The organism is Aliiroseovarius sp. S2029 (assembly GCF_023195575.1).
Lineage (GTDB): Bacteria > Pseudomonadota > Alphaproteobacteria > Rhodobacterales > Rhodobacteraceae > Aliiroseovarius > Aliiroseovarius zhejiangensis.
On the sequence record NZ_JALPQE010000005.1, the window covers coordinates 170,816 to 186,525 of the forward strand.

At 62.5% G+C, this 15,710-nt stretch carries 18 protein-coding genes; 17 read left to right on the forward strand and 1 reads right to left on the reverse strand.

The window, feature by feature from the left end:
- Positions 1-29: 29 nt before the first annotated feature.
- From gor to MUY21_RS11825, 6 genes are all read left to right on the forward strand, one after another.
- Positions 30-1,400: a glutathione-disulfide reductase gene (gene gor / locus MUY21_RS11800; protein ID WP_248410566.1), complete on the forward strand. Its 1,371-nt coding sequence runs from the start codon at positions 30-32 to the stop codon at positions 1,398-1,400.
- A 141-nt stretch (positions 1,401-1,541) separates the two neighbouring features.
- Positions 1,542-2,687, forward strand: coding sequence for an FtsH protease activity modulator HflK (hflK, locus tag MUY21_RS11805; RefSeq protein ID WP_248410736.1), 1,146 nt, complete (start codon positions 1,542-1,544; stop codon positions 2,685-2,687).
- A complete protein-coding gene (locus MUY21_RS11810) occupies positions 2,687-3,556 on the forward strand; it encodes a protease modulator HflC (RefSeq protein ID WP_248410567.1) in 870 nt (289 codons plus the stop codon). The genes hflK and MUY21_RS11810 overlap by 1 nt, the downstream gene beginning before the upstream one ends.
- Positions 3,556-3,741 carry a DUF2065 domain-containing protein gene (locus tag MUY21_RS11815; protein ID WP_248410737.1) on the forward strand — a complete coding sequence of 62 codons (186 nt, stop codon included), beginning with the start codon at positions 3,556-3,558 and terminating at the stop codon, positions 3,739-3,741. The genes MUY21_RS11810 and MUY21_RS11815 overlap by 1 nt, the downstream gene beginning before the upstream one ends.
- 115 nt (positions 3,742-3,856) lie before the next feature.
- On the forward strand, positions 3,857-4,891 hold the full coding sequence (locus tag MUY21_RS11820; RefSeq protein WP_248410568.1) for a fatty acid desaturase: 1,035 nt from the start codon (positions 3,857-3,859) through the stop codon (positions 4,889-4,891).
- A gap of 214 nt (positions 4,892-5,105) precedes the next feature.
- Complete coding sequence (locus MUY21_RS11825; protein WP_248410738.1) at positions 5,106-6,548, forward strand: Do family serine endopeptidase; 1,443 nt, start codon at positions 5,106-5,108, stop codon at positions 6,546-6,548.
- A 92-nt stretch (positions 6,549-6,640) separates the two neighbouring features.
- On the opposite strand, the gene MUY21_RS11830 is transcribed toward MUY21_RS11825, so the two are convergent.
- On the reverse strand, positions 6,641-6,838 hold the full coding sequence (locus tag MUY21_RS11830; RefSeq protein WP_248410569.1) for a DUF1127 domain-containing protein: 198 nt from the start codon (positions 6,836-6,838) through the stop codon (positions 6,641-6,643).
- Between the two features lie 362 nt (positions 6,839-7,200).
- On the opposite strand from MUY21_RS11830, the gene ruvC reads away from it, so the two are divergent.
- From ruvC to tolB, 11 genes are all read left to right on the forward strand, one after another.
- Positions 7,201-7,707 (forward strand): crossover junction endodeoxyribonuclease RuvC, encoded by a 507-nt coding sequence (ruvC, locus tag MUY21_RS11835; RefSeq protein WP_191285493.1) that lies wholly within the window; start codon positions 7,201-7,203, stop codon positions 7,705-7,707.
- A complete protein-coding gene (ruvA, locus tag MUY21_RS11840) occupies positions 7,704-8,378 on the forward strand; it encodes a Holliday junction branch migration protein RuvA (RefSeq protein WP_248410570.1) in 675 nt (224 codons plus the stop codon). The genes ruvC and ruvA overlap by 4 nt, the downstream gene beginning before the upstream one ends.
- Before the next feature lie 17 nt (positions 8,379-8,395).
- Positions 8,396-9,463: a Holliday junction branch migration DNA helicase RuvB gene (gene ruvB, locus MUY21_RS11845; RefSeq protein ID WP_248410571.1), complete on the forward strand. Its 1,068-nt coding sequence runs from the start codon at positions 8,396-8,398 to the stop codon at positions 9,461-9,463.
- Between the two features lie 55 nt (positions 9,464-9,518).
- The gene (locus MUY21_RS11850) at positions 9,519-10,181 is read left to right on the forward strand and encodes a hypothetical protein (protein WP_248410572.1); all 663 of its coding nucleotides are present in this window, start codon (positions 9,519-9,521) and stop codon (positions 10,179-10,181) included.
- A complete protein-coding gene (gene thpR, locus MUY21_RS11855) occupies positions 10,182-10,718 on the forward strand; it encodes an RNA 2',3'-cyclic phosphodiesterase (protein ID WP_248410573.1) in 537 nt (178 codons plus the stop codon). It abuts the gene before it with no gap.
- 30 nt (positions 10,719-10,748) lie between these two features.
- Positions 10,749-11,132: a tol-pal system-associated acyl-CoA thioesterase gene (gene ybgC, locus MUY21_RS11860; protein WP_248410574.1), complete on the forward strand. Its 384-nt coding sequence runs from the start codon at positions 10,749-10,751 to the stop codon at positions 11,130-11,132.
- 110 nt (positions 11,133-11,242) lie between these two features.
- Entirely contained in the window at positions 11,243-11,938 is a 696-nt protein-coding gene (gene tolQ, locus MUY21_RS11865) for a protein TolQ (RefSeq protein ID WP_248410575.1), read from the forward strand.
- Between the two features lies 1 nt (position 11,939).
- Positions 11,940-12,422 (forward strand): ExbD/TolR family protein, encoded by a 483-nt coding sequence (locus tag MUY21_RS11870; protein WP_248410576.1) that lies wholly within the window; start codon positions 11,940-11,942, stop codon positions 12,420-12,422.
- Positions 12,423-12,431: 9 nt separating this feature from the next.
- Positions 12,432-13,547, forward strand: coding sequence for a hypothetical protein (locus MUY21_RS11875; protein ID WP_248410577.1), 1,116 nt, complete (start codon positions 12,432-12,434; stop codon positions 13,545-13,547).
- The gene (locus MUY21_RS11880; protein ID WP_248410578.1) at positions 13,544-14,260 is read left to right on the forward strand and encodes a copper homeostasis protein CutC; all 717 of its coding nucleotides are present in this window, start codon (positions 13,544-13,546) and stop codon (positions 14,258-14,260) included. The genes MUY21_RS11875 and MUY21_RS11880 overlap by 4 nt, the downstream gene beginning before the upstream one ends.
- A gap of 44 nt (positions 14,261-14,304) precedes the next feature.
- Positions 14,305-15,621: a Tol-Pal system beta propeller repeat protein TolB gene (gene tolB / locus MUY21_RS11885; protein WP_248410739.1), complete on the forward strand. Its 1,317-nt coding sequence runs from the start codon at positions 14,305-14,307 to the stop codon at positions 15,619-15,621.
- Positions 15,622-15,710 lie beyond the last annotated feature (89 nt).

The following is a 15,710-nucleotide window of genomic DNA, read 5'->3' on the forward strand; positions in this document are numbered from 1 at the left end:
CGACGGTATGGCGGGGGCAGGAAAGGCGGATGGATATGAGCGGATTTGACTATGACCTCTTCGTGATCGGCGGCGGTTCGGGCGGTGTGCGTGCAGGGCGTGTCGCGGCCGAAGGCGGTGCCAAGGTCGCGTTGGCGGAAGAGTTCCGCATGGGCGGCACCTGTGTGATCCGGGGCTGTGTGCCGAAAAAGCTGATGGTGTTCGCCTCGCAATACGGTCCGGCCTCTGATGCAGCCCGTGCCTATGGCTGGCAGGGCAATGCACGCGGTGAGTTCGACTGGGCCGGCACCTTCCGCCCGGCCCTTCATGCCGAGCTTGAGCGGCTGGAGGGGATTTACACCAAGAACCTTGGCAATTCGGGGGCCGATATCTTTCACGCCCGTGCCAAGCTGACCGATGCGCATACGGTCGAACTGTCGACGGGCGAGACATTTACCGCAAAACACATCCTGATTGCCACTGGTGGGCGTCCCTTCGTGCCGGATCTGCCGGGGGCCGATCTGGGCATCACGTCGAACGAGATTTTCGATCTGGACGAGTTTCCCGCGCGTATCCTGATCATCGGTGGTGGCTATATCGCGATGGAGTTTGCCTGCATCTTCAACGGGTTGGGAAGCCAGGCGACGCTGTGGTATCGCGGCGCACAAATCCTGCGCGGCTTCGACGACGAGGTGCGCGGCCTGCTGGCCGAGCAGATCCGCGAAAACGGTGTTGACCTGCATGTCGGGCTTGAAATCGAGCGCATGGAACGCCGGGACGGGGCGATCTGGGTCAAGGGCACGGACGGGCGCGAAGCAATGTTCGATCAGGTTCTGTTTGCCACCGGGCGCGTGCCCAACACCGACGGGCTGGGGCTGGAAGATCTGGGTGTCGAGCTGTCGCAAAATGGTGCGGTCGTGGTGGACGACTACAGCCAATCCGCGGTGCCGTCGATCTATGCGGTGGGCGATGTGACTGATCGCATCGCGCTGACCCCTGTGGCGATCCGTGAAGGCATGGCTTTCGTCGAAACCGTGTTCAAGGGCAACCCGACCAAACCCGATCATGAAAACGTCGCCTCGGCCGTGTTCACGCAGCCCGAATACGGCACCGTGGGCCTGTCCGAGGAAGACGCCCGCGCGCGCGAGAAAATCGATGTCTACAGCGCCGTCTTTCGTCCGATGCAGAAAAGTTTCATCGACGCGCATGAACGGGTGCTGTTCAAGTTGGTGGTCAGCCAGAAAACGCAGAAGGTGCTGGGCTGTCACATCGTGGGCGAAGGGGCGGGCGAAATGATCCAGTTGGCTGCGGTCGCGATCAAGATGGGGGCGACCAAGGCGGATTTCGACCGCACCGTCGCCGTTCACCCCACGATGTCCGAAGAAATCGTGCTGATGAAGTCGCCAACCCGCAGCGACTAAGCCCCGATTGGGGGGCGAAAGGTGAAAGCACAGGAAATTCAACTCAAAAGGGGACAGATCGCGCGCCCTTTGCCTTGAAATCCGGCCCTTAAAGGGTCAGGTATGACGACGAAACCATTTACGTGGAAGGAACAGGACCAGATGGCCAGCGATAATGGCGGCCCCTGGGGCGGCGGTGGAAACCGTGGCGGCTCTGGCGGGCGTCCCCCCTCGAACGGTGGCGGCAACCGTGGCGGCAAGGATCAGCCGCAAATGCCCGAAATTGACGAGTTGATGAAAAAGGGACAAGAGCAGTTGCGCGTCCTGATGGGCGGTCGCGGCGACAGACGCCGTGGCGGCGGGGCAGGCGGCGACGCCGGTGGCCCCAGCTTCGGGCGCGGATCAATGCTGCTGGTCGCGCTGGTTGCCGTTGCGGTCTGGGTGTTTGCCAGCTTTTATCGCGTCGACACATCCGAGCAATCGGTCGAGCTTCTGTTCGGGGAACGCTACGGCGTTGGGCAGGAAGGTCTGAACTTCGCCCCCTGGCCGATCGTCACCAAGGAAATCTATCCGGTGACGCGTGAGAACATCATCAACATCGGTGATGGGCCCAATGAAGGGCTGATGCTGACCGGGGACGAAAACATCGTTGATATCGATTATCAGGTGGTCTGGAACATCTCTGACCTTGAGAAGTTCGTCTTTAACCTTGCCGATCCGGAAAACACCATTCGGGCGGTATCGGAATCGGCGATGCGCGAGATCGTCGCGCGGTCTCGTTTGGCGCCGATCCTGACCTCGGATCGTGGTATCATCCAGCAGGATCTTGAGGAACTGATCCAGTTGACCCTGGATGGGTATCAATCGGGCGTGAACATCGTGCGTGTGAACTTTGACAAGGCTGACCCGCCCGAGGACGTGATTGACAGTTTCCGCGAAGTGCAGGCTGCCGAACAGACCCGCGACACCTTGCAGAAACAAGCGGATGCCTATGCCAACCGCGTGGTTGCCGCGGCCCGTGGTGAAGCCGCGCAGCTTCTGGAAGAAGCCGAAGGTTATCGCGCCCGCGTGGTGAACGAGGCCGAAGGCGAAGCCGCCCGGTTCGTCGCTGTTTACGATGAATTCGCGAAGGCTCCGGATATCACGCGCAAACGCCTGTATCTTGAGACGATCGAGAAAGTTATGCGCAGCGTGGACAAGGTGATCATTGACGACGGCGTTGGGGGTGAAGGGGGCGTGGTGCCATATCTGCCGCTGAACGAGTTGACACGCAAACCGGCGCAAACAACGGACGGGGGGGCGAACTGATGAAACGCACTCAAATCATCCTTATCGCCGTTGTGGCTCTGCTGTTTGGCGCCTTGCAGGCTGTCTATATTGTCGATGAACGCGAAACCGCGCTGCGGCTTTGGTTTGGTGAGGTCCAGGCCGAGATCACCGATCCGGGTCTGTATTTCAAGATCCCGGTGCTGCACGAGATCGTTAAGTATGACGGTCGGATTCTGCCCCTGGAAACCAGCAAGCTTGAAGTCACTCCGGCGGACAGCCGACGGCTTGAGGTGGACGCCTTCGCGCGTTGGCGCATTCATGATGCCAAGCAGTTCCGCCGCGCAGTCGGCGCAAGTGCGATTGCCGGGGCACAGCCGCGCCTTGAGCGGATCTTGAACGCAGAACTGCGTGAGGTTCTGGGTAAAGTGAATTCAGATGCGGTCCTGTCCGCTGACCGGGTTCTGCTGATGAACCAGATCCGTGATCAGGCGCGCACGCAGGCGATGTCTCTTGGCGTTGAAATCATCGACGTGCGTATCAAACGCGCCGATCTTCCCAAGCAAAACCTTGAAGCGACCTTTGAGCGGATGCGAGCGGAACGCCAGCGTCTGGCAGCAGACCAGATCGCACGCGGCAACGAAGCTGCGCAGCGTTTGCGGGCAACCGCAGACCGGACCGTGGTCGAAACCGTGTCCGAGGCGCGCAAGCAGGCTCAGATCATCCGCGGTGAAGCCGATGCCCGCCGCAACGGTATTCTTGCCGAGGCGCTGGGCCGCGACACAGAGTTCTATGCCTTTCTGCGGTCGCTTGAGGCGTATGAAAACTCGTTGGTCGGGGGCAACTCGTCGATGGTATTGACACCGGACAGCGAGTTTTTCGACTATCTGAAATCGGACACGGGTCGGTGATCTCGACCATCGTGTTCGGGATCGGGCTTGTGCTCGTGATCGAGGGGCTGGTGTTCGCACTGGCCCCTTCGCGTCTGGACGATCTGGTCGCGATGATGGCCGCCATGTCGCGTGATCAGCGCCGGTTGATCGGGCTGCTTGCGCTGGCGCTGGGCGTCGTGCTGGTATGGCTGTCGCGGACGTGACCGCGCACAGGGCCAAGTTTCCCGTTTTACGTGTCACTTACGGTGATTTGCACAATTCGCTTGCTATGTCGGGCAGGTGGTATATCGCTGCCCCAATTCTTTAAAAAGCAGGCCCATGAAACATATCCCGGACTTTCCGCACGCCATCGACGACACGAAAACCGCGAAAGACTGGGTCAAGACCCTGTCCGCTTATCGCGAACCAAGCACCTGGCGCAGCAGTTTCGAGCTTGCCGTCAGCATCGGTCCCTTCCTTCTATTGTGGGGGCTGGCCTGGATGTCGATGTCAATCAGCCCGTGGCTGACCCTTGCCATCTCTACCGTGAACGCGCTGTTTCTGCTGCGCCTGTTCACCATCCAGCACGATTGCGGCCACGGGTCGTTTTTCCGGCAGCGCGCGCTGAGCGACTGGGTCGGGCGGGTAATCGGCGTTCTGACCCTGACGCCCTATGCGGTGTGGCGGCGCACCCATTCGATCCATCACAGTTCGGCGGGCAATTTGGGCAAGCGGGGGATCGGCGATATCGTGACCCTGACGGTGGACGAATACAACGCGCTGTCGCGGTTCGAGCGCCTCAGATACCGTCTCTATCGCAATCCGCTGATCCTGTTCGGGTTTGGGCCGGGCTATCTGTTCCTTCTGCAAAACCGCCTGCCGTTTGGCCTGATGAACAGTGCCCGATACTGGATCAGCGCGATGGGCACCAATCTTGCCATCGTCGCGGCGCTGGGCGCGATCTGGTATTTCGGCGGTTTCGCGGCGCTTCTGCTTATTTTCCTGCCGACCACAATTCTGGCGGCCACAGCGGGGATGTGGCTGTTCTATGTGCAGCATCAGTTTGAAGACACGCATTGGAGCGTTGAGGCAGACTGGCATTTGCATGATGCGGCGCTTGAGGGAAGTTCGCATTACATCATGCCGCCGATCCTGCAATGGTTCAGCGCCAATATCGGCATTCACCACGTGCATCACCTCTATAGCCGCATCCCCTTCTATCGCCTGACCGAAGTTCTGCGCGACCACGCAGAACTGGCCCAGGCCAACCGCATGACCATCCCCGAAAGCCTGTCCTGCGCGCGGCTGCACCTGTGGGACACGCAGCGCCAACAGCTTATATCCTTTGCCCAGGCCCGCGCGCTCTATGGCTAGGTCCGGCTGCACGGCCGGTGCGCGCGTTCCCGCGCGTCACGCCGCATTACAGGCGTTCACATGGCAGTGAATACTGTTCAGGAACTTTGCGTTGCGCTTTAGGGTTCCTATCTAGACACTATTCTTTGACGGGCGAAGGTCCGAAACAGTTTCTTGAAAGGAGAGAGGTGTGAAAGTGCAGGCAATTTCCCCCACCCGGAACCAGATGTGGGGCATGCGCGCTTTAGTCGGGCTGATCATGGCGCTGGCCGTGATCCTGGCATCCGGTTTGCGGGCCGAGGCGCGCGGCGCCCCCGACAGCTTTGCCGATCTGGCCGAACAGGTCAGCCCGGCGGTGGTGAACATCACCACATCAACCATCATCGCCCAACGGACCGGCAATCAGCCGATGATCCCCGAAGGTAGCCCGTTTGAGGATTTCTTCCGCGATTTCCTGGATCGCAACCACCCGGGCGGGCCGAATGACAACGCGCCCCGCCAGCGCCGCAGCCAGGCGCTGGGGTCGGGGTTCGTGATTTCCGAAGACGGGTTCATCGTGACCAACAACCATGTCATCGAAGGCGCGGACGAGATCATGATCGAGTTCTTTGGTGACAGGGGCGAACTGCCTGCCACCGTGATCGGGACTGACCCCAACACGGACATTGCGGTTCTGAAAGTCGAAAGCGACAAGCCGCTGCCCTTCGTCAGCTTCGGTGACAGCGACATCATGCGTGTCGGCGATTGGGTGATGGCGGTCGGCAATCCGCTGGGGCAGGGTTTTTCCGTGTCGGCCGGGATCGTGTCGCAGCGCAACCGCGAATTGTCGGGCGCTTATGACGACTATATCCAGACCGATGCGGCGATCAACCGGGGCAACTCGGGCGGGCCGCTGTTCAACATGGATGGCGAAGTGGTCGGCGTGAATACGGCGATCCTCAGCCCCAATGGCGGCTCGATCGGGATCGGGTTCGCGATGTCGTCTGCGGTTGTGAAACGCGTGGTGGACCAGTTGAAGGAATTTGGCGAAACCCGTCGCGGCTGGCTGGGTGTGCGCATCCAGGACATCACCGATGACATTGCCGAGGCGATGGGCCTGGACAGCACCAACGGCGCGCTGATCACCGATGTGCCGGAAGGACCGGCGAAAGAAGCCGGCATTCTGCCCAACGACATCATCCTGTCCTTTGACGGGACCGAGGTGACGGACACGCGCGAGCTTGTGCGCATCGTCGGCAATGCACCCGTGGGCAAAGCTGTGCGCGTGGTGATCCTGCGCGATGGTCAGACCGAGACCCTGAAGATCACGTTGGGTCGTCGCGAAGACGCCAGCACTGCCTCTGGGGAAACCCCCGACGCGCCCACGCCTGAAGCGCCCGCAGAAGGCAAGGTGCTGGGCATGACTTTGGGTGAACTGGACGACACCCGCCGCATGGACCTCAATCTGCCCCCGGCAGCCGAAGGTCTTGTGGTGCTGGACATCGACGAAGACAGCGAAGCCTTTGAAAAGGGCATTCGGGCGGGCGACGTGGTGGCCGAAGCCGGGCAGGAAGCCGTGACTTCGATCGATGCGCTGGAAGGCCGGCTGGAGGCCGCCAAGGACGGGGGGCGCAAATCGGTGCTGCTTTTGGTGCGCCGTGATGACAATCCGCGTTTCGTCGCGCTGACGCTGGACTAGGCACCCCATAAAAGAAAACCCCGCGCGGCCAGGGCCGGGCGGGGCAGAAAGCCCGCAGCCGATAGGCGCGGGCTTTTCGTTTGAGTGGTGGCTTACAGCGAATAGATGTCCGCGCGGCACAGCCCGATATCGTCCAGCTCGCGGTCGCTCAGCTTGGACAGTGCGTTGCGGGTCATGCGCGCATCGTTCCAGGTGGTGACGGTGGCCACCAGCTTGTGGAACACAGCGGTCAAACGGCCGCCGAAGGACGCACCGTTCACAGGGATATATGTCGTTTCGAAAGCAGCCATTTTTTGCTCCTTCACAGGTTGGATTACGGCGGTTCGCCTGATTGCTTCGGCGGGCATCTAGGCCCGATTTTCCGGGTCAGCAAGCCCGCAAATTGCATGACTCCTATGCGTTTTCTGCAACGGGTCGCAATCGGGATATGCGGGGTCGAAAACAGGCCGGATTGGTCGTTGCCCGACCCGCGACATTCTGTCCGGTGGCCCGCGCTGTGGTATGAAAGCCGCAGTTTTTCGCTCCTCGTCCGGTGGACAAGAAACGTTAGGCTGCGCAAAAGATTCTGGTGCATGTTCTTGTTTCGTGCTAGTCCGGTTGGCAACAAAAGCACCGCACAGGCGTGCGGGCGACGGGCAGGGCAGGACACAACATGCGCGTAATCGGGATTGATCCGGGACTTCGCAACCTTGGTTGGGGTGTGATCGACACGGATGGCACGCGGATGTCGCATGTGGCCAACGGGATCTGCCATTCACGCACCGGCGAATTGGCCGCACGGCTCTTGTCACTTTACGACCAGTTGTCGGATGTGTTGACAGAATTTGCGCCCGATACGGCCGCCGTCGAACAGACCTTTGTGAACAAGGATGCTGTCGCCACGCTGAAACTGGGGCAGGCGCGCGGGATCGCCCTTCTTGTGCCTGCGAAAGCCGGGTTGCCCATCGGGGAATACGCGCCCAACGCAGTCAAGAAGGCCGTGGTGGGGGTGGGACATGCCGACAAGGTGCAGGTGGAACATATGGTCAAGATGCAACTGCCCGGCGTGAAGATCACGGGCGCGGATGCCGCCGATGCGCTGGCCATCGCAATCTGCCATGCGTTCCATGCCCAGAATGCGGGGCGGCTGGATGCGGCGCTCAGAAAGGCCAGCGCATGATCGGAAAAATCGCGGGACGGATCGACTATCGCGCCGAGGATCACGTGCTGATCGACGTGCGCGGGGTGGGCTATTTGGTCTATGTCTCGGACCGCACCATGGCCAGCCTGCCCGGCCCCGGCGAGGCGGTCGCGCTTTATACCGAGCTTCTGGTGCGCGAGGATAATCTGCAACTCTTTGGCTTCACCACTTTGGTCGAGAAAGAATGGCATCGCTTGTTGACGAGCGTTCAGGGCATCGGCGCAAAAGCCTCGATGTCGATCCTCAGCACACTGGGGCCGGACGGGGTCAGCCGCGCGATTGCGCTGGGGGACTGGAACGCGGTGAAGGCTGCAAAGGGGTTGGGGCCTAAAACGGCGCAGCGGGTGGTGAACGAACTCAAGGACAAGGCGGCGTCGGTGATGGCGCTGTCGGGTCAGGTCGGGGCCGCGTCGGCTGACGCGACGCCGGATGACGTGATAGACCCGGCAGCTCCCGCCGCCCCTGTTGCCGCACCGGCGCCAACGGGACATGCCGCCGCGCAATCCGAAGCGCTGTCGGCGCTGACCAATCTGGGTTATGCGCCCGGTGAAGCCGCGTCTGCCGTCGCGCAGGCGCTTGGCGAAGACCCCGCGCTGGACACCACCGGCCTGATCCGTGCCGCGCTGAAACTTCTTGCGCCGAAAGGGTAGGGGGCTAGAAAGAACCCATGACCGCCTCTGACCCCCTCAATTCACCCGACCCGACCCTGCGCCCCGCGCACCGCCCGGAGGACGCAACCGAGGCCGACCGCGCCTTGCGTCCGCAAACGCTGGGCGATTTCATCGGTCAGGCCGAGGCGAGGGCCAACCTGCGCATCTTCATCGAAAGCGCCCGCAAACGGGGCGAGGCGATGGACCATGTGCTGTTCCACGGCCCGCCCGGTTTGGGCAAGACCACGCTGGCACAGATCATGGCGCGTGAGCTGGGCGTGAATTTCCGCATGACCTCGGGCCCCGTGCTGGCCAAGGCGGGCGATCTGGCGGCGATCCTGACCAATCTGGAAGCCAATGACGTGCTGTTCATTGACGAAATTCACAGGCTCAATCCGGTGGTCGAGGAAGTGCTCTATCCCGCGCTGGAGGATTTCGAACTGGATCTGGTGATCGGCGAGGGCCCCGCCGCGCGCACCGTGCGGATCGAATTACAACCCTTTACGCTGGTGGGTGCGACGACGCGGTTGGGTCTTCTGACCACGCCCCTGCGCGACCGCTTCGGTATTCCGGTGCGGCTGCAATTCTATTCCGTGGATGAACTGCACGAGATTGTCACCCGCAACGCCGTCAAGCTGGGCGCCCCCGCCGACGAAGATGGCGCGCGCGAGATCGCGAAACGTGCCCGTGGCACGCCGCGGATTGCCGGGCGCCTGTTGCGGCGCGTGGTCGATTTCGCGGTGGTCGAAGGCGATGGGCGCATCACCCGCGATCTGGCCGACAATGCGCTGACCCGGCTGGGCGTTGATCATCTGGGGCTGGACGGGGCCGACCGGCGCTATCTGGGTTTGATGGCGGAACACTATGGCGGCGGGCCGGTGGGCATTGAAACCCTGTCAGCCGCCCTGTCGGAAAGCCGTGATGCGCTGGAAGAGGTGATCGAGCCGTTCTTATTGCAACAAGGCTTGATCCAACGCACCCCGCGCGGGCGGATGCTGGGGCAGATTGCGTGGCGGCATCTGGGCCTGACCGCGCCGACCTCCTCAACGGATGGCTCGGCACAGGGGCAACTTTTCGACGGTTGACCCTTGAAACGCGCGCCTATTTGCGGGACATCCCCCACAGATCAGGAGACGCCAGATGACCGCCCCCCTCATGACCCCGGAAGACGTGACCGCCCATTTCACCCGCGCGGGTGGTGATTTCACCTTCGCCCGCTGGGGCCGCCCCATCGTGCCGGTTGTGTTCGGGGTGGACGACGCCACGCTTGAAGTCGCGAAAGGCGCGATTGAGGCGGTGGTCACCTTGGCCGGACACAAGATGGCCGAGACTGACCCGGAGCTGGGCGCCAATCTGATGGTCTTTTTCTTCCGCGATTGGGACGAGCTTCTCGACGTGCCGAAGCTGGGCGAAATGATCCCCGATCTGGACCCGTTGGTCGCCCGCCTGAAAGCAGGCGGTGCGACGAACTACCGTGCCTTTCGGTTTGATGATCAGAACGCCATCCAGGCCTGTTTCACCTTTGTGTGCATGCAGGGCGCGATGGTGGATCAACCGGCGGAAACGATTGCCCTGACGCAGGCCGTTCAGGCGATCCTGTTGTGGAGCGATACGGCCTTCTCCACCCAAAGCCCGCTGGCGCTTCTGCCCGAGGGGCAGACCATCCTGCGCCCGGAAATCGCAGGGCTGATCAAAGCGGCCTATGATCCGGTCTTGCCGGTGGCGGCAGATGACGCGTCCCATGCGCTCAGGATTTTGGCGCGAATGCAGGTGCACGCGACTTCGGACACGAGGCCGAACTAAATGCGCTGTTTTCTGGCCCTTCCCCTGCCGGATGATCTGTCCGCGCAGCTTGCTGGCTTTGCCGCCCGGCTCAGGGTCGGGCGCCCGGTGCGCGAGGAAAACATCCACCTGACACTTGCGTTTCTTGAGGAACAGCCCGTCGAGGCGCTTGATGACCTGAACACTGAACTGGAGGTGCTGCGTGCCCCATCCATTCCGGTTGATCTGGCCGGTCTGACGACGATGGGTGGGGCTGTGCCTTCTGTTCTGGCGATCCGTGCCGAAGGCGTGGACGCGCTGCACAAACAGGTTGCGCAAGCGGTGCGCCGCGCGGGTATCAAGCTGCCTTATCGGCGGTTTCGTGGGCATGTGACGCTGGCACGCCTGCCGCGCACGCCCACGGCTGACGATCTGTCTGCATTGGGCCGCGCGCTGGAAACCCATGGCGCCATCCGCTACCCGACCGTCACGCTGGACACGCTGTCGCTCTATCGCTCGGACCTGCGCCCGGATGGCGCGCGATATGAGCGGTTGGCAGACTATCCCCTGCGCGGCTAGGGTCGGGCAAAGCAGCACCACGAGGCCCCGATGCACCGTTTTCCCATCCGCGTTTACTATGAAGACACCGACATGGCCGGGATCGTCTATTACGCCAACTACCTGCGCTATATCGAACGGGCGCGGTCAGACTGGGTGCGCGAGATCGGGATCGACCAGAACGCGATGCGTGAGGACGGATTGGTGTTCGCCGTTCGGCGCATCGAAGCCGACTACCTGTCCTCGGCGCATTTTGACGAAGAGTTGCAGGTTGAAACATCTGTTCAGCAGGTCACTGGCGCGCGGCTGGTGATGGAACAGGTGGTGAAACGCGGGCAAGAGCGTTTGTTTGAAGCCATCGTCACCGTTGTCTGCGTGTCTGACACCGGCCAACCCGCCCGGCTTCCGGCAAATATCCGCCGTTTGGTCCACTGACCCCACGACTTTACTGCCGATGACGCGGTTTTGATGGCATTCCCCGTGGCAATCCGCTATGAAACATGCAGAAAAGCTGCCCAAAGAGGTGGCGGTACAGAGGCAGACATATGGAAACGGAAACGCTTCAGGCGGCGGCGGAGATCGACTTCTCCTTTCTCGCCCTATTTCTTCGCGCAACTTTCACGGTCAAATTGGTGATGCTGCTGTTGATTGCGGCGTCGATCTGGTCGTGGGCGATCATCATCACGAAACACATGGCCTATCGGCGCGCCCGTGCGGATGCCGACGACTTCGACCGCAAGTTCTGGTCGGGCGAGCCGCTGGACGAGTTGTTCGACCAGATCGGCCCCAATCCCGGCGGGTCGGCGGAAAAGGTCTTTGCCTCGGGCATGCTGGAATGGCGCCGCTCGCACCGCCCTGATGGCGGGCTGATCGCCAACGCGCAGTCCCGCATCGACCGGTCAATGGATGTGGCGATCGCCAAGGAAGGCGAAGAACTGAACAAGGGGCTGAGCTTTCTGGCAACCGTCGCGTCGACTGCGCCCTTCGTGGGTCTGTTCGGCACCGTCTGGGGCATCATGCACGCCTTTGTCGAGATTGCGCAGCAGCAGAACACCAACCTCGCCGTCGTTGCCCCCGGTATTGCCGAGGCACTTCTGGCGACCGGTCTGGGCCTTCTGGCCGCGATTCCAGCCGCTGTGTTCTACAACAAGCTGAGCGTGGACAGCGACAATATCCTCGCGAGCTATGAAGCCTTCGCCGACGAGTTCGCCACCATCCTCAGCCGTCAGTTGGACAGCTGATATGGGCGCGGGTGTGCAACAAAGCGGGGGGGCGGATCGCCGCGCCCGTCGCGGGCGGCGTCGCGGCAAACATCGCCGCGTGATGGCCGAGATCAACATCACCCCCTTCGTGGACGTGATGCTGGTGCTGCTGATCATCTTCATGGTTGCGGCCCCCCTGATGGTTGTCGGCGTGCCGGTGGAACTGTCCAAGACCGCCGCCAAATCACTGGATGCGCCAGAAGAAGAACCGCTGGCGATCACCATTACCGAAGAGGGCCAGATCTTCCTGCAAACGACCGAGATTGCAGGCGATGATCTGATCCCGAAACTGCGCGCCGTGGCGGCTGAACGCAGCGACAACAAGGTGTTTTTACGCGCTGACGGGCAGGTGGCATGGGACGCGATCGCCAAAGTGATGGGCGCGCTGAATGCGGCTGGCTTCACCTCGATCGGGTTTGTGACCGAAGGTGGCGGGCCAAGTCTGACCGGCACGGACAATTAGGGCAGGGTCATGCGCAGAGGTCTTTACATCTCGGCATCTGTCCACGGGATCCTGATCCTGTGGGTGCTGTTCGGCGGGGCCTTCAATTGGTCCAGCGACGAGCAGCTTGTGCAGGTGTCCGATGTGTCGATCATCTCGGAAGACGAATTTGCCGCGCTGAGTGCGCCGAAAGGTGAAGCTGCCGTCGAAGGCGACACGCCGCCTGCGCCACGTCCGACACCCGAGCCAGAACCCGCGCCTGCGCCCGCACCTGCGCCTGTGCCCGAACCGGAGCCTGCGCCCGAGCCTGAACCCGCACCCGAGCCTGAACCCGCACCCGAGCCGGAGCCGGCGCCAGAGCCAGCCCCGGAACCGGAACCGACACCAGAGCCGGAACCCGTCGTGGAACCCGAAACCGCGCCGCCTGCGCCCGCGCCGCGTGTCGCACCGACCCCAGCGCCCGAGCCGGAAACGCCGGTCGAGGAGGCGCCAGAGGTGGTCGAAGCCCCCGAACCTTCGCCCGAACCGACACCGGAACCCCTGCCGGAAGAGGTAACGCCAACCGCGCCGCCCGAAGCCGCGACCGAGATTGTGACCGAGGCCGAAGAGCCGGTGGAGGATCCATCCTTGGCCCCCGCGACCTCGGCTCGGCCGAAGAACCGCCCAAGCCGGCCCGCGCCCGTGGAAACCGCCGAGCCGGAAACGCCGGTCGAAACCCCAACCGAGGCCCCCGCGCCCGCCAACAATGCCGCAGCCGTGGCCGCCGCCGTGGCGGAACAGGTGGCGGGGGGCGAAACCGACACGCCCGCACAGAACGTGCCGGAAGGTCCGCCGCTGACGCGTGGCGAAAAGGACGGGTTGCGCGTGGCGGTCAGCCGCTGCTGGAACCTTGGATCAAGCTCGACCGATGCGATGTCGACCACCGTGGTCGTCATGGTTTCGATGAGCCGTGACGGCAAACCCGAAGGCATCCGCCTGGCGTCATGGGATGGTCCGTCCGAAGGGGCCGCGAATACCGCGTTCCAGGCAGCGCGACGTGCCATCATCCGCTGTGGAGCAAGTGGTTTTGACCTGCCCGCCGAGAAATACGGCCAGTGGCGCGAAATCGAAATGACTTTCAACCCCGAGAATATGAGGATCAAATGACGCCTCGGACGCTCGAAATATGTGTCGACACGATCGACGGGGCCATCGCCGCCCAAGCGGGAGGCGCGGACCGGATCGAGCTGTGTGCGGCGCTCTCGGAAGGCGGGCTGACACCAAGCGCCGGGTTGATGGTGGCCGTATCGCGGCTGGACATACCATGCTATGCGATGATCCGCCCCCGCTCTGGCTTGTTTGTCTATTCGGATGCGGACGTGCAGGTGATGTTGGATGACATCGCGGCGGTGAAAGAAGCTGATTTGGCCGGTGTCGTGATTGGCGCGCAAAAGCGCGATGGCACCTTGGACACCGCTGTGCTTGGCCTGCTTTTGGCCGCAGCCGAAGGGTTGGGGGCAACGCTGCACCGGGTGATCGACGTGGTGCCGGACCCGCTGGCGGCGCTGGATCAGGCCATCGCGATGGGGTTTGAGCGTGTGCTGACCTCGGGCGGGGCGGCGACCGCGGTCGAGGGGGCAGAGAGAATCCAAGCGATGATCCGCCATGCCGCCGGACGCATCGCCATCATGCCCGGAAGCGGGCTGACAGACGGCAACATATCTGATTTCGTAGCGCAGACAGGTGTTCAAGAGGTTCATGCCTCCTGCGCTATGGCGGTGATCGGAGAGGAGAGTTTTTCAAATTTCTCCCCTGCCGGTGGCCGCAAGGAAACGTGTAAGAACCGGGTGAAACAAATGAAGAGGGAATTGGTCGGATGAGCGCGAAACTCAAGAAACTGATCCTCGAACGAGCGACGGGGACGATGATGGCCCTGCTGCTGTTGGCCACGGCCGCTTTGGTGGTGCAACCCCGCCCGGCGGTGGCGCAAGGTCCGTTGCGGATCGAGATCACCGATGGGGTGATCGAACCCTTGCCGTTCGCGGTGCCGGATTTTCAGGCCGAGAACGGCGCGGCGGCAGAATATGCCCGCTCCATCGCGCGGGTGGTGGCGGCGGATTTGTCCGGGACCGGGCTGTTTCGGGAAATTCCGGCAGACGCGTTCGTGTCCGGCATCACCAGCTTTGCCAGCCCGATTGCCTATGCGGATTGGAAGGCCATCAATGCGCAGGCCCTGATTACCGGGGCCGTGTCGGCCTCGGGCGACAGTCTGAATGTGAAATTCCGTGTCTATGACGTGTTCTCCGGCCAGCCGTTGGGCGAGGGTCTTCAGTTCTCGGGCGCCATCGGCTCGTGGCGCCGGGTGGCGCATAAAGTGGCCGATATCGTCTATAGCCGTATCACCGGCGAAAGCGGTTATTTCGACAGCCGCGTGGTCTTCGTGGCCGAAACCGGCCCCAAGAACGCCAAGCGCAAGCGGCTGGCGGTGATGGATTACGACGGGGCGAATGTCCAGTATCTGACCGACAGTTCGGCGCTGGTGCTGGCGCCGCGCTTCTCGCCCACCGGCGACAAGGTGCTTTATACCAGCTATGAAACCGGGTTCCCGCAGGTCTATGTGCTGGATGTGGCCACGGTCGGTCGTCAGGCCCTGTCGCAACAGCCAGGCACGATGACCTTCGCGCCGCGTTTCTCGCCGGATGGCCGCACCATCGTCTATTCGCTGTCGGCGGGTGGCAACACGGATATCTATGCGATGGACATCAACGGCGGCAACCCGCGCCGCCTGACCACCACGCCGTCGATCGAGACCGCGCCCAGCTATTCGCCCGATGGCAGCCAGATCGTGTTTGAAAGCGACCGGTCCGGCACGCCGCAGCTTTATGTCATGCCCGCGGGCGGGGGCGAGGCAACGCGGATCAGCTTCGGGCAGGGCCGCTATGGCACACCTGTCTGGTCGCCGCGCGGTGACCTGATTGCCTTTACCAAGCAAAACGCGGGCCGCTTCCATATCGGCGTCATGCGCACCGACGGGTCGGAAGAACGCTTGCTGACCGCGTCTTTCCTGGACGAAGGCCCCACCTGGGCGCCGAACGGGCGGGTGATCATGTTCACCCGCGAAAGCCAGGGAGCAACCGGGGCGCCGTCGCTGTACTCCGTTGACATTTCGGGCCGCAACCTGCGCCGGGTGGTGACGGAAGGGGCGGCCTCGGACCCGGCCTGGTCGCCGTTGTTGAAGTAAGCGCAAATCTGCGCAGGGATCGGCGCGCGCCAACGGGCAAACGCCGATCCGTTTCCAAACCGCTTTTTTGCTGCTAGGATTGCGGCAAC